Genomic DNA, 25,805 nt, shown 5'->3' with positions numbered 1-25,805 from the left:
GTTTCACGTGAAACATTTTGACGTGATCGTCGTTGGCGGTGGACACGCCGGGACCGAAGCTGCACATGCAGCTGCGCGCATGGGCGCAAAGACGGCGCTTGTTACCCTGCGACGCGACGCGATCGGGGTCATGTCCTGTAACCCTGCGATTGGTGGCCTCGGTAAGGGCCATCTGGTGCGCGAAATTGATGCGCTGGACGGGGTGATGGGACGCGCCGCGGACCATGCCGGCATTCAGTTTCGCCTGCTGAACCGGCGCAAGGGGCCGGCAGTGCAGGGTCCCCGGGCGCAGGCAGATCGCAAGATCTATCGCGAAACGATGCAAGCCTTTACCGCAGCGCAGCCGAACCTTGAGGTCATCGAGGCTGAGGTTTCAGATCTGATCGTCTCATCCGGTCAGGTCGCCGGCGTGGTCCTCGGGGATGGGGCGCGGATAGGCGCGGCGGCCGTGGTTCTGACCACCGGTACCTTCCTGCATGGGGTGATCCATATCGGAGATCAGCGCCAGCCGGGCGGCCGTATTGGCGACCGGCCTTCGATTGCGCTTGCTGACCGCCTTCGCGATCTGTCGCTCCCGCTTGGAAGGCTGAAAACAGGAACGCCTCCGCGCCTCGACGGCAAGACAATCGACTGGTCCGTTTTGGAAACGCAGCCGGGAGATGACGATCCGACGCTGTTCAGCTTCCTGCATCGGAAGCCCTTCGCGCGGCAAATTGCCTGCGGAATCACCCATACAAATACCCGCACGCATGACGTTATTCGCGATAACCTCTCGCGATCGGCCATGTATGGGGGGCATATTGAAGGGGTCGGGCCGCGCTATTGCCCCTCGATCGAGGATAAGGTCGTTCGCTTCGCCGATAAGGACTCTCATCAGGTCTTCCTTGAGCCTGAAGGTCTGGACGATGACACGGTTTATCCAAACGGTATCTCCACGTCTTTGCCCGTAGATGTTCAGGAGGCCTACGTTCGATCAATCAAGGGACTCGAAAACGTCCGGATCCTGCAGCCCGGATACGCGATCGAGTATGATTTCGTGGACCCGCGCGCGCTGGCCCCGACCCTTGAATTGCGAGACCAGCGAGGCCTGTATCTGGCTGGGCAGATCAATGGGACGACGGGATATGAAGAGGCCGCCGCGCAGGGCTTGGTTGCGGGCCTTAATGCCGCATTGGCCGCACTCGGGCGCGATTCAGTCACGTTCAGTCGGACCAAGAGCTACATTGGGGTCATGATCGATGATCTGGTGACGCGCGGTGTTGCCGAGCCTTACCGTATGTTTACTTCCCGGGCCGAATTCCGGCTTTCTCTGCGGGCCGACAATGCCGATCAGCGGCTCACCGAGTTCGGGCTGGATCTTGGCTGTGTTGGTAGCGCGCGAAAAGCCGCGTTCGAATCGAAAATGGCTACGCTGACGTCTGGACGCGAGCTACTCGAATCCCTGACCCTGACGCCGAAGGAGGCGGTCGCGCATGGCCTGAAGGTGAATCAGGATGGCGCCCGGCGGAGCGCATTTGCGCTTCTGTCTTTCCCTGATATCACCTTCAGCGACATCGCCCGGGCGTTCCCGAAGCTCGAGGAACTTTCCTCGGAGACGGCGGAGCAGCTGTCGCGTGATGCGCTTTATGCGAACTACATTGAGCGTCAGGAGCAGGACGTTGCTGCGCTCAAACGCGATGAGCATTGGGAAATTCCAGCAGAATTCGATTACGCGGCGCTGCAGGGCCTGTCGAACGAGCTGAAGCTGAAGCTTTCGCGTGCGCGGCCTCAGAACCTCGCGCAGGCGGGCCGCGTCGATGGGGTTACTCCTGCTGCGCTGGCCCTTGTCCTCGCGCGGCTGCGGCAGGCGAAGCGAGTCGCCACCGCATGATCGGGAAGGAAGCGTTTTGCGCCGCCATCGATGTTTCACGTGAAACATTGGCTCGGCTGGAAAGCTACGATGCCACGTTGCGAAAATGGAATGCGGCGATCAATCTCGTTTCACCCCAGACCGTGGATCGACTCTGGACCCGGCATTTTCTTGATTCGGCACAGATATTTGCCCTGATGCCGGCGGATAGCCTCAGCTGGGCCGATCTCGGCAGTGGGGGCGGCTTTCCTGGCTTGGTCGTCGCGATCCTCGCCGCCGAACAGAGACCTGATCTGCGCATCACATTGGTTGAAAGTGATGGCCGAAAGGCCGCATTTCTTGCCACTACAGCCAATGCACTCGGCCTTTCGATTGCCGTGAAGGCGCAACGCATCGAGAACGTTCCCCCGCTAAATGCGGATGTTCTCAGTGCCAGGGCTCTGGCGCCGCTAGTTGATCTGCTGGGCTTTGCGGAGCGTCATCTCTCTGAGAATGGGCGCTGCCTGTTTCCAAAGGGGAAGCGTTGGCGTGACGAATGCGCCGAAGCGCAAAAAAGCTGGCGGTTCACCTATACGCCACATCGGAGTGCCACAGATCCCGATGCCGTCATTCTGGAAGTCGAAGGAGTTCAGCGTGTCTGATCCAAGCAGGCCTGTGGGCGCGCGAATCATTGCCGTCGCCAACCAGAAAGGTGGGGTAGGCAAAACAACGACGGCGATCAATCTGGCCGCCGCGCTTGCCGAGCGCGGCTGCCGCGTCCTTCTCGTCGATCTCGACCCGCAGGGGAATGCGTCCACCGGGCTCGGTGTCGAAGTCGAAAACCGCACCCTGAGCACCTATGATCTGCTCCTCGATGATGCGCCTCTTGCCGAAGTGGTGCGCGATACCGCGATTGAGGGCCTGTTGATTTGCCCGGCGACCACGGATCTCTCCTCGGCCGATATGGAGCTGGTTTCCAACGAAAAACGCAGCTTCCTTCTGCATGATGCGCTCCGCCAGCCTGAAATCGATCGCTTCGCACTGGATTACATCCTCATAGATTGCCCGCCATCGCTGAGCCAGCTGACGGTGAACGCCATGGTCGCCGCCCATTCGGTACTGGTGCCGCTGCAGGCGGAATTCTTCGCGCTGGAGGGGCTCTCGCAACTGATGCTCACCATCCGGGAGGTTCGTCAGGCCAATCGCGATCTGCGGATCGAAGGTGTCGTCTTGACGATGTACGATGTTCGCAACAATCTCTCCCAGCAGGTCGAGGCGGATGCGCGCGCGACGCTGGGCGAGCTCGTGTTCCGGACGATGATTCCGCGCAACGTGCGCGTATCGGAGGCGCCCTCCTATGCGATGCCGGTTCTGAATTACGATTCGTCCTCGCGTGGGGCGGAGGCCTATCGCGCTCTGGCGCAGGAACTCATTGGCCGTCATGGTGCGGCACAGCAGCGGAGCTGAGGCATGAACGACAGGAAACCGGAGCGTCGCGGGTTGGGGCGGGGGCTGTCTGCGCTGATGGCGGATGCCTATCTGACGCCGGAAGAACCGAATGCGCCGCCGCGCCGTGCCGAAACGCATGTGCCGATCGAATTCATCGAACCCAACCCGGATCAGCCGCGTCGCACGTTTGATGCCGACAGGCTCGAAGAACTGGCGGCATCCATCCGCGAGAAGGGCGTCATCCAGCCGCTGATCGTGCGGCGGCATCCGCGCAAGGACAATCACTACGAGATCGTCGCCGGGGAGCGGCGTTGGCGCGCGGCGCAAATCGCGCAACAGCACGAGCTTCCGGTGATCATCCGCGATCTGTCGGATACCGAAGTTCTGGAAGTCGCGATTATCGAAAATATCCAGCGCGCCGATCTCAACCCGCTGGAAGAGGCGCTCAGCTATCGGCAGCTGATGGATCGCTTTGGGCATACGCAGGAAAAGCTCGCAGAGGCACTGTCGAAAAGCCGCAGCCATATCGCCAATCAGCTGCGCCTGCTGAATCTGCCGGTCGAGGTGCAGGATTTCCTGCGCGATGGCAAACTTACCGCGGGCCACGCGCGTGCGATGATTACCGCGCTGGATCCGATCCGGCTCGCGCGGGATACGGTCAGCAAAGGCCTCTCGGTGCGCGAAGTTGAGCGCCTGGCACAGAAGCCGCGTGACGCCGCGCCCAAGGCGCCCGCCGCGCCGCGCAGCAAGGATGCCGATACCGTCGCGCTGGAAAACGATCTGAGTGCCGCGCTTGGCCTGAAGGTCTCCATCGCCGCAAAAGGCGCGCAATCCGGTCAGGTCGTGGTCGCTTATGCGGATTTTGAGGAGCTGGACCGCATCTGCCAGGCGCTGAGCAATGCCCGCTAGGGCATCAGCTCGCGGATGACACCGTTCAGCACCGCGCGGCCTTCGCGCGTGGCTGCGAGCCGCCCGTTTGACTGCGTAATCAGCCCCAGCTCCTGAAGATCCGCGATCTTCCCGGAGGGCAGGGGCTGCCCGCGCAATGCGCAATAGCGATCTGGGTCGATCCCCTCGCTCAGACGCAGCCCGAACAGCAGGAATTCCACCGCCTGTTCCTCCAGCGGCAGCGCCTCGCGCGGCAGCTCGGCATTCCCGCGTTCGGCCATTTGCAGCCAAAGCGCAGGCGCTTTCGGCGTATCGGTTGCCATGCGCGTGCCGTTCAGCGTCAGCCGCCCATGCGCGCCGGGGCCAATCCCGGCATAGTCCCCGTAGCGCCAGTAAACCAGGTTGTGCCGGCATTCCGCGCCGGCCCGGGCGTGGTTCGAGACCTCATAAGCCGATAACCCCAGAGAATCACAAATATCTTGTGTTTTCAGGTACATATCAGCTGATAGATCATCATCCGGAAGCCCGCGCAGCTTGCCCGCAGCCGCCCGGGCGCCGAAGGCCGTGCCCTCCTCGATCGTCAGCTGATAGAGCGAGAAGTGATCCACCGCCATCGCTGCCGCCTCGCGCAGCTCCGCCTCCCAGGCGCTCAGATCCTGATCCTGGCGAGCATAGATCAGATCGAAGCTCACCCGGTCGAACTGGTTGCGGGCAATGTCGAAGGCGCGCCGCCCCTCCGCCACCGAATGCATCCGGCCCAGCCGGCGCAGATCGGCATCGTTCAGCGCCTGCATTCCCATCGAAATCCGGTTTACGCCCGCCTCGGCATAGCCGCGAAAGCGCCCGGCCTCGATGCTGGTCGGATTGGCCTCTAGCGTGATCTCCAGGTCGTTGGAGAGGCGCCAGGTACGGCGCACCCGGTCCAGAATCGCCTGCACCAGCTCCGGGTCCATCAGGGATGGCGTCCCGCCCCCGAAAAACACCGTATTGAGGATCCGGTCGGAGGTCTCTGCGCCGATCCGGTCGATCTCGGCCAGATAGGCGCGCTGCCAGCGGGCCTGATCCACCGTCGCCGAAACATGGCTGTTGAAATCGCAATAGGGGCATTTGGCGGCACAGAAAGGCCAATGCAGATACAGGCCGAACCCGCCGTGCCGCCAATCCTCGCTCATCCGCGAAAGGCCGTGACTTCGATTTCGATCTTCATCGCGGGATTGACCAGCCCGGCCACGATCATCGTCGCCGCAGGGCGGATCTCGCCGAAGGTCTCGGAAAGCGCCGGGACGATCGCCTCCATATAGGCCGGATCGGTGATGATATAGTTCGCCCGCACCACATCGCTCAGCGCGAAGCCCTGCGCCTCCAGCACACCGCGGATGGTAGCCAGCGTGTTGCGCGCCTGGTCCAGCACGCTTTCGGGGAAGGTCTTGCTCACCGGATCGGCGCCGGTCGTCCCGGCAACGAAGCACCAGTCGCCCTGCACCACGGCGCGCGAATAGCCCAGCTTCGGCTCATAGGGCGAGCCGCCCGAAATATTGCGCCGCGCAGCGAACACCCGGGTCAGCTTGCGGAAGGCATCGGCGCGATGGCTGATCTCGTTCTTCTGGGCCGGGTCCATTTCGCCGAAGGTGATGGCGAAGCCGTCGGGCTGGAACATCGGGTCATAGCCATGGCCCTCCACCCCGCGCATCGGCCAGACCAGCTGGCCCTCGACCTTGCCGTCAAATACCTCGTCATGCCCGTCGGGCCAGGCCAGCACCAGCGTGGAGCGGAACCGCGCCACGCGGGGCAAGGGCGCCGATACCGCCTCGCATTCCCCCCAGGTGCGGCTCATCGCCTGAACGAAATCGCGTCCGTTCGGCGTTTCGGCCCAATCGGCGGTATAAATGCCGGGCGCCCCGCCAAGCGCATCCACCTCGATGCCGCTGTCGTCCGACAGGGCGGGCAGGCCGGTGGCCCGGGCCGCGGCATGGGCCTTGATCCGGGCATTCTCCACAAAGCTGGTGCCGGTTTCCTCGGGCTCCGGCAGGCCGAAATCGGCGTTGCTGACGACCTCGATCCCGTAGGGCGCCAGCAGCGCGCGCATCTCAGCCACCTTGCCCGCATTATGCGTGGCAAACAGCAGCTTGCGGCCGGTGAATTTCCTCATGCCAGCGCTGCCTTCTGCGCTTCGACCAGCTGCGCGATCCCGGCTTCGGCCAGGTCCAGAAGCTGGTTCATCTGATCGCGGCTGAAGGTCGCGCCCTCGGCCGACATCTGCACTTCCACCAGCTTGCCGCGCCCGGTCATGATGAAATTGCCGTCCACGCCCGCCTCGCTGTCTTCGGCGTAATCAAGGTCTGCAATCGCCTGGCCCGCATAGATGCCGCAGGAAATCGCCGCCACATGGTCAATCAGCGGGTCGGAGGTGATCAGCCCGGCCTTCAGGAGCTTGTTCACCGCAAGGCGCAGCGCCACCCAGCCGCCGGTGATGGAGGCGCAACGGGTGCCGCCATCGGCCTGGATCACGTCACAGTCGATGACGATCTGCCGCTCGCCAAGCGCGGGGCGGTCCAGCCCGGCGCGGAGCGAGCGCCCGATCAGGCGCTGGATCTCCTGCGTGCGGCCGGATTGCTTGCCCGCTGCCGCCTCGCGCCGGGTGCGCGAATGGGTCGCGCGCGGCAGCATGCCATATTCCGCGGTGACCCAGCCGAGCCCGGTCCCCTTCAGGAAGGGCGGCGCCTTTTCTTCCAGCGTCGCGGTGCACAGCACATGGGTGCCGCCGACCTTGATCAGGCACGAGCCCTCGGCATGTTTGGTGACCCCGGTCTCGATCGAGATCGGGCGCAGATCGCTGAGATTCCGGCCGGAGGGGCGCATGACAGAGGTCCTTTCCTAGAGTTTGCCTCATTTGAGGCCCAACCCCGCGCGATGCAACCCCGAAGCACGTTGACCCGACGGACAGCTGGGCTTTAATGCATCCATGACGATACCGAACGACGATCAGACGCGGCTTCTGTCAGAGCTCAACGACCGCTCGCGCGAGGTGTTTCGCCGGGTGGTCGAAGGCTATCTGGAGACGGGCGATCCGGTGGGCTCGCGCTCGCTCACGCGCACGATGAGCGAGAAGCTCTCCGCCGCGACGATCCGCAACGTGATGCAGGATCTCGAATACATGGGCCTGCTCGGCAGCCCGCATATCTCGGCCGGGCGGGTGCCGACGCAGCTCGGCCTGCGGATGTTCGTCGACGGATTCATGGAGGTGAGCGCGCTCCATGCGAACGACCGCCTCGCGCTTGATCAGACCCTCGGCCATGAGCCCGATATCGGCACGTTGCTCGACCGTGTCAGCGGTACGCTCTCTGGCCTGACCCATGGCGCCAGCATCGTATTGGCGCCCAAGCATGAAGCACCGATCCGCCACGTGGAATTCGTGAGCCTCGGGCCAGAGCGGGCGCTGGTGGTGCTGGTCTTCGCCGATGGCCAGGTGGAAAACCGGGTTTTCACGCCGCCCGCCGGGCAGACGCCCTCCTCCATGCGCGAGGCCGCGAATTTCATCAATGCCCTTGCCGAAGGCCGCACGCTGAGCGAGCTGCGCGGCCAGATGTCGGCCGAGATCACCGCGCGGCGTCAGGAGATCGACACGCTCGCGGCTGCGCTGGTGGAGAGTGGCCTTGCGCAATGGGCCGACCACGGCCAGCCCTACGAGCGGCTGATCGTGCGCGGACAGTCGAACCTGCTCGATACCGCGGGCGATATCGACCGCATCCGCAGCCTGTTCGACGACCTGGAGCGCAAGCGCGACATCGCCGAATTCCTCGATCTCGCCGAGCAGGGCGACGGTGTGCGCATTTTTATCGGCTCCGAGAACAAGCTTTTTTCACTTTCGGGTTCCTCTGTCGTCGTCTCTCCCTATATGAACGCGGAACGCAAGATCATCGGGGCGATCGGTGTCATCGGGCCAACACGGCTCAACTATGGCCGGATCGTTCCGATCGTGGATTACACGGCGCAACTTGTCGGGCGCATTCTGTCCGGCAGGGCCAAAGGGTAGGACCATGAGTGAGAAGAAAGACGAGATGCTCGAGGATCAGGAGAACCTGAACGATCCGCTGGCCGAGGAATCCGAGCTGGAGGCGCTGCGCGCCGAGCGGGACGAGTTCAAGGACCGCTTCATGCGCGCGCTCGCCGATGCCGAGAACGCCCGCAAGCGCGCGGACCGCGACCGGCGCGAGGCCGAACAATATGGCGGCTCCAAGCTCGCGCGCGACATGCTGCCGGTGTTCGACGCGCTCAAACGCGCGCTGGATGCCGCGAATGAGGAAATCCGCGCCGCGGCGCCCGCGCTGTTCGAGGGTGTGGAGCTGACGCAGCGCGAACTGCTGAACGTGTTCAAGCGGCACGGGATCGTGGCGATCCTGCCCGCCGTGGGCGAGAAATTCGACCCGCAGCACCATGAGGCCATGTTCGAGGCGCCGCTGCCCGGCACCCAGGCGGGCGACATCATCCAGGTGATGGACAGCGGCTTCCTGCTGCACGACCGGTTGCTGCGCCCGGCGAAAGTGGGCGTCAGCTCCACCCCGAAATCGTGAAGGCGGGCCGGGTCAATCCCGGCCCTTTTCCTTCAGCAGGCCGCGCAGGCGATAGAGCGCCTCCAGCGCCTCGCGCGGGCTCATGTCATCGGGCGAAAGCGCGCGCAGCTCCGCCTCCACCGCAGATCCGGCGGGCTTCGGCGGCGGCGCCACGGCAAACAGCGGCAGATCGTCGATCACCATCTGTTTCTTCGATCCGCTTTCGCGGTCACCCTTCTCCAGCGCATCCAGCACCACCCGCGCCCGCGCAACCACGCTGTCGGGCAGGCCTGCCAGCCGCGCCACCTGCACGCCATAGCTGCGGTCGGCCGCGCCCTTGCGGACCTCGTGCAGGAAGATGACGTCGCCCTCCCACTCCTTCACCGAAACGGTCGCATTCTCCACCCCGTCGAGCTTCGCCGAAAGCGCGGTCATCTCGTGGTAATGCGTGGCAAAGAGCGCGCGGCAGCGGTTCGTGGCATGGAGATGTTCCATCACCGCCCAGGCGATGGACAGCCCGTCATAGGTCGCCGTGCCGCGGCCGATCTCATCGAGGATCACCAGCGCGCGCGCGTCGGCCTGATTGAGGATCGCTGCCGTCTCGACCATTTCCACCATGAACGTGGAACGCCCACGCGCAAGGTCGTCCGCCGCCCCCACGCGGGAGAACAGCTGGCTCACCAGCCCGATATGGGCGCGCCGCGCCGGCACGAAGCTGCCCGCCTGCGCCAAAAGCGCGATCAGCGCATTCTGCCGCAGGAAGGTGGATTTGCCCGCCATGTTCGGCCCCGTCAGCAGCCAGATCGCCGGGGTCGCGCCGCTGGTCAGGCCGCAGTCGTTGGCGATGAAGGGCTCGCCCTGCCGCTTCAGCGCCGCCTCCACCACCGGATGCCGCCCGGCCTCGATCGCGAAGGCGCGGCTTTCATCGACGAGCGGCTCCACCCAGTCCTCGCCCGCCGCGAGGTCGGCGAATGCCGCCGCGAGGTCGATCTCCGCCAGGGCGCGCGCGGCCTCGCCAATAGGGCCCGCCTGCGCCAGAATCGCGGCTTTCAGGCCGTCATAGAGACGTTTTTCAATCTCCAGCGCATGCGCGCCCGCATTCAGGATCCGGGTCTCCAGCGCGCTCAGCTCCACCGTGGTGAACCGGACCTGGTTCGCCGTCGTCTGCCGGTGGATGAACCGGGGCGATCCCATCATCTTCTCGGCATGGGTGGTGGTGGTCTCGATGAAATAGCCCAGCACGTTGTTGTGCTTGATCTTCAGCGAAGCGATGCCGGTTTCCGCGATGAACTCCGCCTGCATCCGCGCAATTACCCCGCGGCCCTCGTCGCGCAGGCGGCGCGTCTCGTCGAGCTCGGCCTCATGGCCGGGCGCGATGAAGCCGCCATCGCGCATCAGGAGCGGCGGCTCCGCCACCAGCGCCGCCTCCAGCAGCGCCACCAGCGCCTCATGCCCGAGGAGCGCGCGCGCCGCTTGCTTCAGCAGGTCGGGGGCGTCACTGCCGCCGAAGGCTGCGGCGATGCGCCCGGCCTGGCCAAGTGCTGCGCGGATCGCCACCATGTCGCGCGGGCCGCCGCGGTCCAGTGCGAGCCGGCTCAGCGCCCGGTCCATATCCGGCGCGCGGCGCAGATCGGCGCGCAGATCCTCTGAAAAACGGCTCTGTTCCAGCAGGAAACGCACCGCTTCATGGCGCGCGTGGATCTGCGCGAGGTCGCGCGAGGGCGCCGCGATCCGCCGCTCCAGCAGCCGCGCGCCACCCGCCGTCACCGTCCGGTCTATCGCCGCAAGAAGCGAGCCCTCGCGCCCGCCCGAGAGCGCCTGCGTCAGCTCCAAATTGCGCCGGGTGGCGGCGTCGATCTGCATCAGGCTGCCCGCCTCCTCGCGTACCGGGCGGCGCAGGAGCGGCAGCTTGCCCCGCTGCGTCAGATCCAGATAATCGACGATGGCCCCCATAGCCGAGACATCGGCGCGCGCGAAGCTGCCAAAGGCATCGAGCGAGCCCACCGCATAAAGCCCGAGCAGGCGCTGCTCCGCGCCATGGCTATCGAAGCTCGCCCGCGGCAGCGGCGTCAGCGCGGCGCGCATGTCGGCCGCGATCGGCGCACACTCCGCCTCGCGCGCCTCATGCACCAGCACCTCCCGCGGCGCTAGCCGCGCCAGCTCCGGCCCGAGCCGCGCCAGCCCACAGGGCATCACCCGGAATTCGCCGGTGGAGATATCCACCCAGGCCAGCGCGCCCTCACCCTGCACCTCCGCCCAGGCCGCCAGGAAATTGTTGCGCCGCGCCTCCAGCAGGCTGTCTTCGGTCAGCGTGCCGGGCGTGACCAGCCGCACCACATCGCGCTTCACCACCGATTTGGAGCCGCGCTTCTTCGCCTCCGTCGGGTCCTCCATCTGCTCGGCAATGGCCACGCGGAAGCCCTTGCGGATCAGCGTCAGCAGGTAGCCCTCGGCCGCGTGGATCGGCACGCCGCACATCTGGATATCCGCGCCCAGATGCTGGCCGCGTTTCGTCAGCGCAATGTCGAGCGCCGCCGAAGCCGCCACGGCATCTTCGAAGAACATCTCGTAGAAGTCGCCCATCCGGTAGAACAGCAGCGCGCCCGGGTTCGCCTCCTTGATCGCCAGATATTGCGCCATCATCGGCGTGACCTGCGGCTCGTTCATTCGCGTCTCCCGTGTTTGGCGCGACCCTACAAAAGGCCACCCCCAGCTGCAAATCCATTGAGGCCCGCCCGGCGGAACGCTAAGACTGGCGCAACCCGGAGGAAGCCCATGTCCACGAAAAACCGCGTCACCGCCGAAGAGGCGCTGGCCTATCACCTCGATCCGAAGCCCGGCAAATACGACATCACCGCGTCGAAGCCGATGACCACGCAGCGCGACCTGAGCCTGGCCTACAGCCCGGGCGTCGCCGTGCCGGTGGAGGCGATCGCGGAGCGGCCCGAAACCGCCTATGATTACACGGTCAAGGGCAACATGGTCGCGGTGGTGTCGAACGGCACGGCGATCCTCGGCCTCGGCAACCTCGGCGCGCTGGCGTCAAAGCCGGTGATGGAGGGCAAGGCGGTGCTGTTCAAGCGCTTCGCCGATGTGAACGCCATCGACATCGAGCTCGATACCGAGGACCCGGACGAGATCATCAAGGCGGTGAAGCTGATGTCGCCGACCTTCGGGGGGATCAACCTCGAAGACATCAAGGCGCCCGAGTGCTTCATCATCGAAAGCCGCCTGAAGGAAATCTGCGATATTCCGGTGTTCCACGACGATCAGCACGGCACCGCGGTGATCTGCGCGGCCGGGCTGCTCAATGCGCTCGAAATCTCCGGCAAGCGGATCGAGGATGTGCGCATCGTGCTGAACGGCGCGGGGGCGGCCGGGATCGCCTGCCTCGAGCTGATCAAGGCGATGGGCGCGCGCCATGACAATTGCATCATGTGCGATACCAAGGGCGTGATCTACAAGGGCCGCACCGAGGGCATGAACCAGTGGAAATCCGCCCATGCCGCGCAGACGGATGCGCGCAGCCTCGAAGATGCGATGAAGGGCGCGGATGTGTTCCTCGGCGTTTCGGCCAAGGGCGCGGTGACGCCGGAGATGGTCGCCTCCATGGCCGACAATCCGGTGATCTTCGCCATGGCGAACCCGGATCCGGAGATCACCCCGGAGGAGGCGCATGCCGTGCGCCCCGATGCCATCGTCGCCACCGGCCGGTCGGATTATCCGAACCAGGTGAACAATGTGCTGTGCTTCCCCTATCTGTTCCGCGGCGCGCTGGATGTGAACGCCCGCGCGATCAACGAGGAGATGAAGATCGCCTGCGCCAATGCGCTGGCGCAGCTCGCCCGCGAAGACGTGCCCGATGAGGTCGCCATGGCCTATGGCCGCAAGCTGACCTTCGGGCGCGACTATATCATCCCGACCCCGTTTGACCCGCGGCTGATCCATGTGATCCCGCCTGCGGTGGCGAAGGCAGGGATGGACACCGGCGTCGCGCGGCGCCCGATCATCGATATGGAGGCCTATGCCCACAGCCTGAAGGCGCGGATGGATCCGACCGCCTCGATCCTGCAGGGGATCCAGGCGCGGGCGCGGCAGGCGCAGGCGCGGATGATCTTCGCCGAGGGCGACGATGTGCGCGTGCTGCGCGCGGCGGTGGCCTATCAGCGCGGCGGCATGGGCCAGGCGCTGGTCGTGGGCCGCGAGAGCGATGTGCGCGAGAAGCTCGAATCCGCCGGCCTCGGCGATGCCTACCGCGAGCTGACGGTGGTCAACTCCCTGAATTCGAAGCATATCGATACCTACAAGGAATTCCTCTATGCCCGCCTGCAGCGGCAGGGCTATGACCGTGAGGACGTGCACAAGCTGACCACGCGCGACCGCCATGTGTTCTCGGCGCTGATGCTGGAGCACGGCCATGGCGACGGGATGGTCACCGGGGCCACGCGCAAATCCGCGCATATCCTGGAGCGGATCAGCAAGGTCTATGACGTGAAGCCCTCGGACGGGGCGGTGGGCATCACCGCGGTGCTGCACAAGGGCCGCGTGGTCCTTATCGGCGATACGCTGGTGCATGAATGGCCCGAGCCCGAGGATCTGGCGAATATCGCCGTCGCCGGGGCTACGGTGGCGCGCGGCCTCGGGCTGGAGCCGCGGGTAGCCTTCGCCTCCTTCTCCACCTTCGGCTATCCGGTCTCGGAGCGCGCGACGAAAATGCATCTGGCGGCCGAGGTGCTCGATGGGCGTGGCGTCGATTTCGAATATGATGGCGAAATGACCGTCGATGTGGCGCTGAACATGGAGCAGATGAAGCACTATCCGTTCTGCCGCCTGACCGGGCCTGCGAATGTGCTGGTGGTGCCGGCGCGGCATTCGGCCTCGATCTCCACCAAGCTGATGCAGGAAATGGCCGGGGCTACCGTGATCGGCCCGATCCTGATTGGCGCGGCCGATCCGATCCAGATCTGCTCCACCGTCGCCACCGTGAACGACATCCTGAACATGGCGGCGATCGCGGCCTGCCGCTTGGGGCAGCGCAAGGCATGACCGTCTGGAACCTTGGCTCCATCAACGCCGATCACGTCTACCGGCTGCCGCATCTGCCGCGTCCGGGCGAAACCCTGGCCGCGCAGGACTATGCGGTGGGCCTGGGCGGCAAGGGCGCGAACCAGTCGGTTGCGCTCGCTCTGGCCGGGGCGCAGGTGCGCCATATCGGCGCCATCGGCGTCGATGGCCGCTGGATGGCGGAGCGGTTGGCGGAGTTCGGCGTCGAGTGCAGCGCGGTGGCGGAGCTCGCCATGGCCTCGGGCCATGCGATCATCGAGGTCGATGCCGCGGGTGAGAATGCGATCCTGATCTACCCGGGCGCGAACCGGGCCATTGCGGCGCCGCGGGTGGTGCAGGCGCTGGCCGCGGCCCAGGCCGGAGACTGGTTCATCACCCAGAACGAGACCTCGGCCCAGGCCGAGGCCGCGGCTGCTGCCCATGCGCAGGGCCTCTCCGTCGCCTATTCGGCGGCGCCGTTCGAGGCGGCGGCGGTGCGTGCGGTCCTGCCCCATGTCACGCTGCTGATCGTGAACGAGGTCGAGGCCGCGCAGCTTTGCGCCGAGATGGGTGTTGCGCTGAAAGACCTGCCGGTGCCGCATCTGGTGGTGACGCTGGGGGCCCGCGGCGCGGTCTGGCACGATCTGGGCGCGGGTCTTGCGCATGAGACCCCGGCTTTCCCCGTCATCCCGGTGGATACGACCGGGGCGGGGGATACGTTCGCGGGCTATCTGATCGCGGGGCTGTCGCAGGGGCTGGAGCCCCCGGCCGCGACGCGCCGCGCGGCGGCCGCGGCGGCGCGGAAGGTGACGCGGGCAGGGGCGGCCGATGCCATTCCCGCCCGCGATGCGGTCGATGCGTTCCTCGCGGATCAGCCCAGCGAATAGCCGGTGCCGCGCACGGTGCGGACCGGGTCCACGCCGCCATGGACCATCAGCGCCTTGCGCAGCCGGCCCACATGCACGTCGATCGTGCGCGTGTCCACATAGATGTCGCGGCCCCAGACGCGGTCGAGCAGCTGGTCCCGGGTCCAGACCCGGCCCGGCTTCTCCATCAGGGTGGAGAGCAGGCGGAATTCGGTCGGGCCGAGCTTCAGCTGCTGGCCATCGCGGAACACGCGGTGTTCGCCGGCATCGAGGATGATGTCCTCATAGACCAGCCGCTCGCCCATGGTGGCGGGGCGGGTCCGGCGCAGCTGCGTACGCAGGCGCGCCATCAGCTCCACCACCGAATAGGGCTTCACCACATAATCATCGGCGCCGGTTTCGAGGCCGCGCACGCGGTCGGCTTCTTCGGAGCGGGCCGAGAGCATGATGATCGGGATCGCGCGGGTCTCCGGATTGGCCTTCACCCGGCGGCAGATCTCGATGCCGGAGACATTGGGCAGCATCCAGTCCAGAACGATCAGGTCGGGCTTTTCCTCCCGAACCATCAGCAGCGCGTCATCGCCGTTCACCGCCATTGCAACCCGGAAGCCTTCTGCCTCCAGGTTGTATTGCAGGACTTCGCGCTGGGCCGATTCATCCTCGACCACCAGCACGCAGGGCTGTTGGGCGGGGCTCATGCGTCAGTCCCCCACCTTGTCGAACGCGGTCACGCTCTCGGATTTCGGCCGCTCGTCGTCGGGCATTTCGCCGGTGACGAGATAGATCACCTGTTCGGCGATCGAGGTCGCGAGGTCGCCCATCCGCTCGATGTTCTTCGCAATGAAATGCAGGTGCATGCAGGCGGTGATGTTGCGCGGGTCTTCCAGCATGTAGGTCAGGAATTCGCGGAACAGGGCGTTGTACATCTGGTCGATCTCGATGTCGCGGGCGCGCACATCGGCGGCCAGCGTCGCATCGCGCTGGATGTAGCTGTCGATCGCATCCTTGAGCATGCTCTCGACGGCCTGCGCCATGCGCCGGATCGCGCCGGTGGAGGCGCTGACGGTGGGCATCTGCAAGAGCACCTGGGTGCGCTTCGCGATATTCTTCGAATAATCGCCCACGCGCTCCAGATTGCCGGAGATCTTGATCACCGACAGCGCCACCCGCAGATCGGAGGCCGCGGGCGCGCGCAGGGCGATCAGCCGTGCGGCTTCGGCATTGATCTGCTCTTCCAGGGCATCGACGGCCTTGTCGCGCTTGCGCACAGATTGCGCCAGCTCCTCGTCGCGGGTCTCGAGCGCGGTCGCCGCATCGACGATCTGCGCCTCGACCAGGCCGCCCATCTTCACGACCAGCGCCTGGACCGTCTCCAGGTCTCTGTCGAATGCGGAAAGGATGTGTTGGGACATTCGGTTCTCCCTCAGCCGATCCGGCCGGTGATGTAGCTTTCGGTCCGCGGATCCGAGGGCTTGGTGAAGATCTGCGCGGTCTCGCCGAATTCCACCAGATTGCCGAGGTGGAAGAAGGCGGTCTTCTGGCTCACCCGCGCGGCCTGCTGCATGGAGTGGGTCACGATCACCACCGAGAAATTGGCGCGCAGCTCGTCGATCAGCTCCTCGACCTGCGCCGTGGCGATCGGGTCGAGCGCCGAGCAGGGCTCGTCCATCAGCAGAACCTCGGGCGAGGTGGCGACGGCGCGGGCGATGCACAGGCGCTGCTGCTGCCCGCCCGAAAGGCCGGTGCCCGGTGCATCCAGGCGGTCCTTCACCTCGTTCCACAGCGCCGCCTTGCGCAGCGAGCTCTCGACGACCTCGTCGAGCTCGGCCTTGTTGCGCACCAGCCCGTGGATCTTGGGCCCGTAGGACACGTTGTCATAGATGGATTTCGGGAACGGGTTCGGCTTCTGGAACACCATGCCCACCCGGGCGCGCAGCTGCACCGGATCGACCTTCTTGTCGTAGATGTTCTCGCCATCCAGCAGGATCTCGCCCTCGACCCGGCACGAGGCGATGGTGTCGTTCATCCGGTTCAGGCAGCGCAGGAAGGTGGACTTGCCGCAGCCCGACGGGCCGATGAAGGCGGTGACCGTCTTGTCCAGCACGTCGATATTGACGTCCTTCAGGGCATGGGTGGTGCCGTAATAGACCTGCGCCCCGCGCGCCGCGATCTTGATCTTGGTGGCGTCCACGACTCTCTCCGTCAGTCTCATGTCGTTCATGATCGTCATCCTTACCAGCGGCGTTCGAACTTGCGGCGCAGCAGCACCGCGATGATGTTCATCGCCAGCAGGAAGACCAGCAGGACGATGATGGCACCGGACGCGCGCTCGAGATAGGCGGGATCGGCCCGCCGGGTGAAGTTGTAGACCTGTACCGGCAGCGCCGATGCGGGATCGAAGAAGCCCTCGGGCGGGGCAGCCGGGTAATCGCGCACGAAGGCCACCATCCCGATCAGCAGCAGCGGCGCGGTTTCGCCGAGCGCATGCGCCATGCCGATGATGGTGCCGGTCATGATCCCGGGCATCGCCAGCGGCAGGACGTGGTGGAACACCATCTGCGTTTTTGATGCACCGATGCCGAGGGCAGCGTCCTTGATCGAGGGCGGCACCGCCTTCAGCGAGGCGCGGGTGGCGATGATGATCGTGGGCAGGGTCATCAGCGTGAGCACGAGGCCGCCGACGATGGGCGAGCTTTGCGGCAGGCCGCCGAAGTTGATGAACACCGCTAGGCCGAGGATCCCGTAGACGATGGAGGGCACCGCGGCGAGGTTCGCGATATTCACCTCGATCAGGTCGGTGAACCAGTTCTTAGGCGCGAATTCCTCCAGGTAGATCGAGGCCGCGACCCCGATCGGCAGCGCCAGCACCAGCACGATCAGCATCATGTAGAGCGAGCCGAGGATCGCGACGCCGAGGCCCGCGGCTTCGGGGCGCACTTCGGAGGCATCGGGCGCGGAGATGAAGTCCCAGTTGAAGGGCTGGGCGATCAGGCCTTGGTCGCGCATGGCCTGCGCGAGGCGGAGCTGGTCGGGGGTGACGTTGCTGTCGAGCGCGGCGCTCTCCATCGTCACCCGGCCCTTGAAGAAGCCGTCGATCCGCCCGCCTGCGAGCGCATCGAAGCTGATCGTCGTCCCGATCAGCGACGGATCGGCCAGCACCACGGCGCGCAGCTGCGCCGGGGCTTCCTTCGAGAGCAGGCCCGCGATGTCCTTGTCGGACATGCCCGCGGGGGCGAGGCCCTTTTCCTTCACTTCGGCCACCAGCGCCTGATCGAGCAGCTTGCCGTAGGTCAGCGTGGTGACCTTGGCGAGCGTTGCCGGGTCGCGGGTGCCGGCCTTGTCGAGCTGCGCCGCATCGAGCGTGACCTGCATCGTCATCCGGGTCTGGAAGAACGAGCTCAGCCCCGAGCCCAGCACGGAGGCCAGGAGCACCACCAGCGCCAGCACGCCGAAGCCCACGGCGGCCATGCCATAGTAGCGGAACCGGGCCTCGGCCGCGTTGCGGCGGCGGGTGCGCGCGTCGGTCTTGTAGAGCGAGGGCGGAATGTTTGTGGCTTCGGCAGTCATTCGTACTGCTCCCGGTATTTGCGCACGATGTAGAGCGCGAGGATGTTCAGGCCGAGGGTGAAGACGAACAGCGTGAGCCCGAGCGCGAAGGCGACCAGCGTTTCCGGCGAGGCGAATTCGGTATCGCCGGTGAGCTGGCTGACGATCTTCACCGTCACTGTGGTCATCGCTTCGAACGGGTTGAGCGACATCTTCGCCGCGGCACCCGCGCCCATCACCACGATCATGGTTTCCCCGATCGCGCGCGAGGCCGCGAGCAGGACCGCGCCCACGATTCCGGGCAGCGCGGCCGGCAGCACGACCTGGCGGATGGTTTCCGATTGCGTCGCGCCGAGGCCATAGGAGCCGTCGCGCAGCGATTGCGGCACCGCGTTGATGATGTCATCCGAGAGCGAGGAGACGAAGGGGATCAGCATGATGCCCATCACGATGCCCGCGGTCATCACCGAGCTGGAGGAGGAGCCGAGCCCCAGCGGCTGGGCAAACCAGTCGCGCAGCGCCGGGCCCACGGTGATCAGCGCGAACAGACCGTAGACGATGGTCGGGATCCCGGCCAGGATCTCGATCAGCGGCTTGGCCGAGGCGCGCACCTTCTTCGACGCATATTCCGACAGGTAGATCGCGGCGAAGATCCCCACCGGCACCGCGACCAGAAGCGCGATCAGAGAGATGTAGAGCGTGCCCCAGACCAGAGGCCAGATGCCGAGGTCGGAGCCGCCGCCGAACTTGGGGTTCCAGTTCAGGCTGAAGAAGAAATCGGCCGCCGGATAGACGCGGAAGAAGTGCACCGTCTCGAACACCAGCGACAGCACGATCCCCACCGTGGTCATGATCGCGACCAGCGAGGCCCCGATCAGCATGAAGCGCACGAAGGTCTCGGATACGTTGCGCGCGCGGAACTCCGGCCGGATCCGCGACAGCGCGAACACCAGCCCCGCCAGCGCCAGCGCGATGACGACGATGGTCATCAGCGTGTGGCTGGTGGTGGCCATTTCGCGGTAGGTGTTGGCCGCGGCAAAGACCGAGGCCTTCACATCCGAGCCGAGCGCCACGCCCACTTCGGCCAGGCGGCCGCGCACGGAGCCCGCATCGGCGCTCATCGCGGCGAGGTCGGCTTCGCCGAGCTTGCCCTGCGCGAGCAGTTGATCGAGCCCGGTGGCGATCCGGCGCACGTCGCTCATCACCAGGCTGACCGAGGAGCCATCGGGCACGTCGGTGGGGGCGATCATCGAGGTCACGCGCGCGTCGATCAGCAGCGGCTGCAGCAGCAGCCAGCCCGCCAGCACCAGCAGCGCCGGCACCGCGGCAAACAGCAGAACGGTCTGTCCGTAATAACTTGGAAGTGAATGGAGCCGGCGAATATCGCCCGCCACCTTGGACACGGCCAGCTGCCGCCCCGCCAGGTAGCCGACGACCGCCAGCGCGATCACGATCAGCGAAAGAAGGCCCACGCTCATGGAGATTTCCGCAGAATAAAAGGAAAGGTGGCGCCCGAAGGCGCCACCCGGGGTATCAGTTCAGCGGTCCCATGGCGACGTCGTTCTTCACCGCCTCCTGGGTCTTGGCCAGCTCCGGATCCGGAACCAGGCCGTAGGCGGCCAGCGGGCCATCGGGGCCGGCGATCTCGTCCGAGACGAAGAAGTCGATGTATTCCTGCAGGCCCGGGATCACGCCGATATGGGCCTTCTTCACATAGAAGTAGAGCGGGCGCGAGACCGGGTATTCACCCTTGGCCACGGTTTCCACCGAGGGGGTCACGCCGTTGATGGTGGCGACGCGCAGCTTGTCGGTGTTGTTCTGATAGAACGACAGGCCGAACACGCCGACGGCGTTCTTGTTCGCGGCGATCCGGGCGAGGGTTTCGGTATAGTCGCCGTCGATATCGACCGAGACACCGTCCTTGCGCAGGTCGTTGCAGGCCTTGACCGCGTCTTTTTCCTTGGCCTTGTCGTCGGCGCCGGCGGAGGCGGCCTTGAACAGGTCATAGGCGCCGGTGGCCTTGCAGCCGGCCTCGATCACCTTGGTGTCGAACACTTCGCGGGTGCCGTGCTTGGTGCCCGGGATGAACAGCAGCAGGTCCTGCGCGGGCAGGGCTGCGTTCACGTCTTTCCAGGTCTTGCTGGCATTGGCGACGAGCTTGCCGTCCTGTGCCACCTGGCCGCCGATCGCGGCATAGATATCTGCGGGCTTCAGCGCGAATTCGGGGCCCGAGATGTCGCTCGCGAAGACGATGCCGTCATAGCCGAAGCGGACTTCCATGATCTCGTTGACGCCGTTCGCCTTGCAGGTGTCGATGTCGCTCTGGGTGATCCGGCTCGAGGAGTTGGCGATGTCGATGGTGTTTTCGCCGACGCCTTCGCACAGCTTCTTGCGGCCCGCGCCCGAGCCGCCGGATTCGACGACCGGGGTCTTGAAATCGAAGTTCTCGCCGAAGGCTTCGGCGACGATGGTCGCGTAGGGCAGGACCGTCGAGGAACCGGCCGTCTGGATCTGGTCACGTGCCAGCGCGCCGGAGGCGGTAACGGCCACGAGCGCGATCGCCGAGACGCCGAGTTTCACGAGTTGCATGGATCACTCCTGAATGAACAGTTTCGGGCCGGGTGGCCTCGGGTGTTTCCCTAGGCCCGGTCGGTGACGCTTATGCAAAAACTGTATGACAGTTACATGACAGGGCAAGTCTGCCGATAAACAGAACACCCCGCCTGAGCGGGGTGTGTACAGGCCGGGGCAAAGGTTAACAGGCGGTTATTTCACCACGAAGCCATGGGCGAAGGGGTCGCGGTCGTCGATGAAAATCGTGTTGTAGCCGGTCATGCGCGCCCAGCCCGCCACCGAAGGGAGGATCGCCGGGCGCCCGGCGACGGTAACCGCCGCCTCGACCCGGCCCTTGAAGATCGAGCCGATGATCGATTCGTGATGGAATTCGTCGCCCACGGCGAGCTTGCCCTTCGCGGCCAGCTGCGCCATCCGCGCCGAGGTGCCGGTGCCGCAGGGGCTGCGGTCGATGGCCTTGTCGCCATAGAACACCGCATTGCGGGCATGCGCGCCGGGCACAGTGGGGGCGCCCGTCCACTGGATGTGGCTCAGCCCGTTGATCGCCGGATGCTCGGGGTGGATGAACTCGTATTTCGCATTGAGCGCCGCGCGCAGCTTCGGCGACCAGCCGATCAGCTCGCCCGCGGTATGGTCGACCATGTCGCGGAAGTTCTTCTGCGGCTCGACGATGGCATAGAAATTGCCGCCATAGGCCACATCCACCACGATCTCGCCCAGGCCCTCCACCTCGGCGCTCAGCCCTTCGGCATAGAGGAAGCCGGGCACGTTGGTGAGCCGCACCTCCTCGACGAAGCGCCCCTCCTGCACATAGGAGATATCGACCTTGCCCGCAGGGGCATCGATCGAGAGCCGCCCCGGTTCGCGCGGCGTGATCAGCCCGTTCTCGATGCCCATGGTGATGGTGCCGATGGTGCCGTGGCCGCACATCGGCAGGCAGCCGGAGGTTTCGATGAACAGTACCGCCACGTCGCAATCGGGCCGGGTCGGCGGATAGAGGATCGAGCCCGACATCATGTCATGCCCGCGCGGCTCGAACATCAGCCCGGTGCGGATCCAGTCGAATTCGCGCAGGAAATGCGCGCGCTTCTCCAGCATGTCGGCGCCCTCCAGCCGAGGCCCGCCGCCCGCGACCAGCCGAACCGGATTGCCGCAGGTATGCCCGTCGATACAGGAGAACGTATGGACCGCCATGTCAGAACCTCCGCGGGGCGCTGCCCGCATCAAAACGCTGGGGAGAGAAGGGGGTGATGTCGATCGGCGGGCGCTGGCCGGTCAGCAGGTCGGCCACGACGCGGGCCATGCCGGGGGACTGCGTCAGGCCCAGATGGCCGTTGCCGAAGGCATGGATGATGCGCCGGCTCGCGCGCGCGGGGCCCAGTGCCGGCAGGCTGTCGGGCAGCGAGGGGCGGAAGCCCATCCATTGCGTGCCGCCTTCGGTGCGCAGGCCGGGCAGGAAGGCGGCGGCCTTCTTCAGCATCGCCTCCGAGCGGCGGAAATTCGGCGGCAGATCGAGCCCGCCCAGCTCCACCGCGCCGCCGACCCGGATCCCGGTGCTGAGCCGGGTGACGACGAAGCCATGGCCGCCGAACGTCACCTGGCAGCGCAGGTCGAAGGCGCCGGGGGGCAGGGTGGTGTTGTAGCCGCGCTCGGTCTCGAGCGGGATCTTCTCGCCGATGCTGCGCGCGATCCGGTGCGAGAACGCGCCCGCCGCCAGTACCACCTGCCCCGCGCGCAGGCCCGCCACGGTGACGCCCGCGTCATCGGGCAGCAGCGCCGCCACATCGGCGATCACGATCTCGCCGCCGATCGCGCGGAAATGCTCCGCCAGCGCCAGCGTATAGAGCCGCGGATCGGCGATGGAGTACCAGCCCGGGGTGAAGGTGCCATGGGTGAAGCGCGGCGCGAGGCCGGGCTGCACCGCGGCCATCTCGGCGGCGCTCATGTGGCGGAAGGTTATTCCGTGGCGGGCGCGCGCCTCCCATCCGGGCTGTGCGGCGCGGAATTGCGCCTCGCCTTCATAGACCTCCAGATTGCCGTCCTTGCGCAGCATCGGCAGGGTGCCGGTGGCGCTCAGGAAGGGCTCGAGCTCCGCCTTCGCCAGATCCATCATCGCGGTTTGCGCCGCGACCGAGGCCGCCACCCGCCCCGGCGCGCAGGCCCGCCAGAACCGCCACAGCCAGGGCGCGATGCCAAGCGCATAGGCGGGCGGGATCGTCAGCGGCCCGAGCGGATCCAGCAGCCATTTCGGCGCCTTCTTCAGGATCCCGGGGGAGGCGAGGGGGAATATATCGGTGAAGGCGAAGGCCCCGGCATTGCCCGCCGAGGCGCCCGCCGCCGGGCCTTCGCGGTCGATCACCGTGATGGAAAGCCCCCGCATCCGCGCCGCGATGGCGCAGGACAGGCCCACTACCCCGGCGCCGACGACGATTACATCGCGCATCGCAGATCCTCGGGCAGCAGCTCTTCGGGCAGGTTCTGGTAGCTGACCGGGCGCAGGAACCGCCGGATCGCCATGGTGCCCACCGATGTGGCGCCGAAATTGGTGGAGGCCGGGTAGGGCCCGCCATGGACCATGGCCGAGACAACCTCGACCCCGGTCGGGAAGCCGTTCACCAGGAGCCGCCCGGCCTTGCGCTCCAGCGCCGGGCGCAGCTGCCGGGCGAGGCCGATATCCTCGGGCTCCATGTGCAGCGTCGCGGTCAGCTGGCCTTCCAACCCGCGGGCGAGCGCGACCATCTCCGCGGCGCTGGCGCGCACCACCACGCCCACCGGCCCGAAGATCTCGTGCCCGAGCACGCTGTCTGAGAGGAATTCGGCGGCGGTGGTCTCGAACAGGTTGGGCCGCGCGCAGCGATCCTCCGAGGAGGCGGCATAGAGCGCGCGGACGGTATTGCGCGCGGCCAGCCGTTCGACGCCGGCGCGATAGGCCGCGGCGATGCCATCGGTCAGCATCACCTGCGCCCCGACCCCGGCCAGCGCATCCACCGCGGCATTCACGAAGCGGTCGCCATCGGCGCCCTCGGGCACCACGGCCACGCCCGGATTGGTGCAGAACTGCCCGGCGCCTGCGGTGAGCGATGCGGCCCAGCCGCCGCCCAGGGCCTCGGCGCGGCTGGTCAGCGCATGGGGCAGCAGGAACATCGGGTTCACCGCGCCCAGTTCGCCGAAGAACGGGATCGGCTCCGGCCGCCGGGCGCAGAGGTCGAAGAGCGCGCGGCCGCCGGCCAGCGAGCCGGTGAAGCCCACCGCCTTGATCCACGGATCGCAGACCAGCGCCGCGCCGAGCCCATGCCCCGATCCCTGGATCAGCGCAAACACGCCCGGCGCCACGCCGCAGCGCAGGATCGCGGCGCGGAAGGCCTCCGCCACGAGTTCCGATGTGCCGGGATGCGCCGGATGGCCCTTCACCACCACCGGGCAGCCGGCGGCCAGCGCCGAGGCCGTATCCCCGCCCGCCACGGAAAACGCCAACGGGAAGTTCGACGCGCCAAACACCGCCACCGGGCCCACGGGCTGCTGCAGCAGCCGGATCTCGGGGCGGGGCAGTGGTTGGCGCGCGGGCAGGGCCGGATCGGTGCGCCGATCCAGATAGTCCGGGCTTTCGATCACATCGGCAAAAAGGCGGAGCTGGCCGGTGGTGCGGCCGCGCTCGCCCTCCAGCCGCGCGGCGGGCAGGCCGGATTCCTGATGGGCGATTTCGGTGATTTCGGCGCCGCGGGCCTCGATCTCTTCGGTCACCGCGCGCAGGAAGGCCGCGCGGGCGGCGCGGGGCGTTTGGCTCCAGGGCCAGAACGCCTCTTCCGCCGCAGCGCAGGCCTGCGCGACCTGTGCGGGGGTGGCCTCGCAGAATGTATGGGCTGGGCCGCTCGACGGGGCGGAGGGGAAGCTCGTGTCCGAGGCGACCCATGCCCCCGCGATCAGATGCCTGCCATGCGGTTTATAGCCCATTTTACCGTCCCCGATTGCGCCGGTTCGCTCCGGCGCAGGCATCATAGGTCTTGTATTTTGTTTGTCGACAATTATTCGGCGCCGGAGGCCAGCGCCCGCAGCCGCGCCATCCGCCCGGACGATACGGGTATGCCTTCGGCGCGCTGGGCGCGGGTGTGGTGGCGCCGCTCGCCGGGGAAATGGTCGAGCCCGGCCGCGCGCATCTGCGCGATCAGCGTCTCGGCGCGCAGGCCGAAGGGCAGGCCGCCGCCGCGGGCCGGGTCGATGCAGATGAACAGCTGCCCGGTATGGGGCGTCTGTGCGCCGGGATGGGTAGACCAGTCGAACTCCCAGGAGAAGTTGCCCCCGCCCAGCCCCGCGCAGAGCAGCTCCACCATCATCGAGATCAGCGAGCCCTTGTGCCCGCCGAAGGGCACAAGCGCGCCGCCATCGAGGATCGCCGCCGGGTCGCCCGTCGGGTTGCCGTCGCGGTCCACGCCGGTGCCGGGCGGCAGCATCCGGCCTTCCGCGCGCGCCACGCGCACATCGCCATTGGCCATGGTCGTCGTGGCCATATCGAACACCAGCACACCTTCGGCGCCCGCAGGCACCGCCATTGCCAGCGGGTTGGTGCCGAACACGGGCTTCTTCGCCCCCACCGGCACCGAGCAGGTCATCGAATTGATCATCGAGAGCGCGATCAGCCCTTCCTCCGCGAAGGGCTCCACATCCGGCCAGAGCGCCGCGAGGTGATGCGAATTGCGGATCCCGAGCATGGCGATGCCGTTTTCGCGCACCTTGCGCACGAAGGCGGGGCGGGCCGCGGCCAGCGCGACCTGGGTGAATCCATTCGCGGCATCGACTGCGATGCAGCCCGGCGCGCGGTCTTCGACCACCGGCACCGCGGTGCCATCGACCCAGCCCGAGCGCAGGGTGGAGACATAGCCATCCACCCGGAACAGGCCGTGGCTGACCGATCCATCGCGCTCCGCCGCGACGCAATTGGCGGCCAGGGTAGCGGCGACTTCGGGGCGGCAACCGTTGCGTTCGAGGATCGCGCGCACCAGGGCGCGCAGCCCGTCCTCGGTCTGGAGTTCTGTGGTATCGGTCATCTGAAGTCCCCTTTCGCGC

Annotated in this window: 22 protein-coding genes and 1 pseudogene; 8 read left to right on the top strand and 15 right to left on the bottom strand. The window is 66.4% G+C overall.

Annotated features, from left to right (window positions below; translation table 11 throughout):
• Positions 1–7 precede the first annotated feature (7 nt).
• Genes mnmG through ACOMG5_RS04525 form a run of 4 tightly spaced genes read left to right on the top strand, consistent with a single transcriptional unit; the run spans position 8 to position 4,186 of the window.
• Positions 8–1,870 carry a tRNA uridine-5-carboxymethylaminomethyl(34) synthesis enzyme MnmG gene (gene mnmG, locus ACOMG5_RS04540; RefSeq protein ID WP_420342597.1) on the top strand — a complete coding sequence of 621 codons (1,863 nt, stop codon included), beginning with the start codon at positions 8–10 and terminating at the stop codon, positions 1,868–1,870.
• Positions 1,867–2,490 (top strand): 16S rRNA (guanine(527)-N(7))-methyltransferase RsmG, encoded by a 624-nt coding sequence (rsmG, locus tag ACOMG5_RS04535; protein ID WP_420342596.1) that lies wholly within the window; start codon positions 1,867–1,869, stop codon positions 2,488–2,490. Before mnmG ends, rsmG begins: the two co-directional genes overlap by 4 nt.
• Positions 2,483–3,295 carry a ParA family protein gene (locus ACOMG5_RS04530; protein WP_420342595.1) on the top strand — a complete coding sequence of 271 codons (813 nt, stop codon included), beginning with the start codon at positions 2,483–2,485 and terminating at the stop codon, positions 3,293–3,295. Before rsmG ends, ACOMG5_RS04530 begins: the two co-directional genes overlap by 8 nt.
• Positions 3,296–3,298: 3 nt before the next feature.
• Positions 3,299–4,186, top strand: coding sequence for a ParB/RepB/Spo0J family partition protein (locus ACOMG5_RS04525; protein ID WP_420342594.1), 888 nt, complete (start codon positions 3,299–3,301; stop codon positions 4,184–4,186).
• Here the strand turns inward: ACOMG5_RS04525 and hemW are convergent.
• The 4 genes and pseudogenes from hemW to rph all read right to left on the bottom strand — a co-directional run bounded on the left by hemW (position 4,183) and on the right by rph (position 7,024).
• Positions 4,183–5,337: a radical SAM family heme chaperone HemW gene (gene hemW / locus ACOMG5_RS04520; RefSeq protein WP_420342593.1), complete on the bottom strand. Its 1,155-nt coding sequence runs from the start codon at positions 5,335–5,337 to the stop codon at positions 4,183–4,185. The two genes, ACOMG5_RS04525 and hemW, sit on opposite strands and share 4 nt — an antisense overlap.
• Complete coding sequence (locus tag ACOMG5_RS04515) at positions 5,334–5,720, bottom strand: RidA family protein (RefSeq protein WP_420342643.1); 387 nt, start codon at positions 5,718–5,720, stop codon at positions 5,334–5,336. The genes hemW and ACOMG5_RS04515 overlap by 4 nt, the downstream gene beginning before the upstream one ends.
• Positions 5,721–5,726: 6 nt before the next feature.
• Positions 5,727–6,314 (bottom strand): annotated as a pseudogene (gene rdgB, locus ACOMG5_RS04510) (RdgB/HAM1 family non-canonical purine NTP pyrophosphatase); the annotation flags it as partial.
• Positions 6,311–7,024: a ribonuclease PH gene (gene rph / locus ACOMG5_RS04505; protein ID WP_420342592.1), complete on the bottom strand. Its 714-nt coding sequence runs from the start codon at positions 7,022–7,024 to the stop codon at positions 6,311–6,313. The gene rph and the pseudogene rdgB, both read right to left, overlap by 4 nt.
• A gap of 103 nt (positions 7,025–7,127) precedes the next feature.
• On the opposite strand from rph, the gene hrcA reads away from it, so the two are divergent.
• Both hrcA and ACOMG5_RS04495 read left to right on the top strand, forming a co-directional pair.
• A complete protein-coding gene (hrcA, locus tag ACOMG5_RS04500) occupies positions 7,128–8,198 on the top strand; it encodes a heat-inducible transcriptional repressor HrcA (protein WP_420342591.1) in 1,071 nt (356 codons plus the stop codon).
• Between the two features lie 4 nt (positions 8,199–8,202).
• Positions 8,203–8,736, top strand: a complete 534-nt coding sequence (locus ACOMG5_RS04495) for a nucleotide exchange factor GrpE (RefSeq protein ID WP_420342590.1) — start codon at positions 8,203–8,205, stop codon at positions 8,734–8,736.
• A 12-nt stretch (positions 8,737–8,748) separates the two neighbouring features.
• Here ACOMG5_RS04495 and mutS read toward each other — a convergent pair whose 3' ends face one another.
• Positions 8,749–11,382 (bottom strand): DNA mismatch repair protein MutS, encoded by a 2,634-nt coding sequence (mutS, locus tag ACOMG5_RS04490; protein WP_420342589.1) that lies wholly within the window; start codon positions 11,380–11,382, stop codon positions 8,749–8,751.
• Positions 11,383–11,490: 108 nt separating this feature from the next.
• On the opposite strand from mutS, the gene ACOMG5_RS04485 reads away from it, so the two are divergent.
• Both ACOMG5_RS04485 and ACOMG5_RS04480 read left to right on the top strand, forming a co-directional pair.
• Positions 11,491–13,761 (top strand): NADP-dependent malic enzyme, encoded by a 2,271-nt coding sequence (locus tag ACOMG5_RS04485; RefSeq protein WP_420342588.1) that lies wholly within the window; start codon positions 11,491–11,493, stop codon positions 13,759–13,761.
• Positions 13,758–14,645, top strand: a complete 888-nt coding sequence (locus ACOMG5_RS04480; protein ID WP_420342587.1) for a PfkB family carbohydrate kinase — start codon at positions 13,758–13,760, stop codon at positions 14,643–14,645. Before ACOMG5_RS04485 ends, ACOMG5_RS04480 begins: the two co-directional genes overlap by 4 nt.
• Here the strand turns inward: ACOMG5_RS04480 and phoB are convergent.
• The 10 genes from phoB to ACOMG5_RS04430 form a co-directional block, all read right to left on the bottom strand.
• Positions 14,630–15,322, bottom strand: a complete 693-nt coding sequence (gene phoB / locus ACOMG5_RS04475; protein WP_420342586.1) for a phosphate regulon transcriptional regulator PhoB — start codon at positions 15,320–15,322, stop codon at positions 14,630–14,632. The two genes, ACOMG5_RS04480 and phoB, sit on opposite strands and share 16 nt — an antisense overlap.
• A 3-nt stretch (positions 15,323–15,325) precedes the next feature.
• A complete protein-coding gene (phoU, locus tag ACOMG5_RS04470; protein WP_420342585.1) occupies positions 15,326–16,036 on the bottom strand; it encodes a phosphate signaling complex protein PhoU in 711 nt (236 codons plus the stop codon).
• Between the two features lie 11 nt (positions 16,037–16,047).
• Positions 16,048–16,845 (bottom strand): phosphate ABC transporter ATP-binding protein PstB, encoded by a 798-nt coding sequence (gene pstB, locus ACOMG5_RS04465; RefSeq protein WP_420342584.1) that lies wholly within the window; start codon positions 16,843–16,845, stop codon positions 16,048–16,050.
• 11 nt (positions 16,846–16,856) lie between these two features.
• A complete protein-coding gene (gene pstA, locus ACOMG5_RS04460; protein ID WP_420342583.1) occupies positions 16,857–18,191 on the bottom strand; it encodes a phosphate ABC transporter permease PstA in 1,335 nt (444 codons plus the stop codon).
• Positions 18,188–19,648: a phosphate ABC transporter permease subunit PstC gene (gene pstC, locus ACOMG5_RS04455; RefSeq protein ID WP_420342582.1), complete on the bottom strand. Its 1,461-nt coding sequence runs from the start codon at positions 19,646–19,648 to the stop codon at positions 18,188–18,190. The genes pstA and pstC overlap by 4 nt, the downstream gene beginning before the upstream one ends.
• A gap of 55 nt (positions 19,649–19,703) precedes the next feature.
• On the bottom strand, positions 19,704–20,759 hold the full coding sequence (locus tag ACOMG5_RS04450) for a PstS family phosphate ABC transporter substrate-binding protein (protein WP_420342581.1): 1,056 nt from the start codon (positions 20,757–20,759) through the stop codon (positions 19,704–19,706).
• A gap of 177 nt (positions 20,760–20,936) precedes the next feature.
• Complete coding sequence (locus ACOMG5_RS04445; protein WP_420342580.1) at positions 20,937–21,938, bottom strand: 4-hydroxyproline epimerase; 1,002 nt, start codon at positions 21,936–21,938, stop codon at positions 20,937–20,939.
• Between the two features lies 1 nt (position 21,939).
• Entirely contained in the window at positions 21,940–23,187 is a 1,248-nt protein-coding gene (locus ACOMG5_RS04440) for an NAD(P)/FAD-dependent oxidoreductase (RefSeq protein ID WP_420342579.1), read from the bottom strand.
• On the bottom strand, positions 23,175–24,695 hold the full coding sequence (locus tag ACOMG5_RS04435) for an aldehyde dehydrogenase (NADP(+)) (protein ID WP_420342578.1): 1,521 nt from the start codon (positions 24,693–24,695) through the stop codon (positions 23,175–23,177). Before ACOMG5_RS04435 ends, ACOMG5_RS04440 begins: the two co-directional genes overlap by 13 nt.
• Positions 24,696–24,766: 71 nt before the next feature.
• Complete coding sequence (locus ACOMG5_RS04430) at positions 24,767–25,786, bottom strand: Ldh family oxidoreductase (protein ID WP_420342577.1); 1,020 nt, start codon at positions 25,784–25,786, stop codon at positions 24,767–24,769.
• Between the last annotated feature and the right edge of the window lie 19 nt (positions 25,787–25,805).

The sequence above is a fragment of the Paenirhodobacter sp. genome (assembly GCF_041916475.1).
GTDB lineage: Bacteria > Pseudomonadota > Alphaproteobacteria > Rhodobacterales > Rhodobacteraceae > Rhodobacter.
The sequence above is the reverse complement of the archived record's forward strand: the minus strand, read 5'-3'. Positions and strand labels throughout refer to the sequence as shown.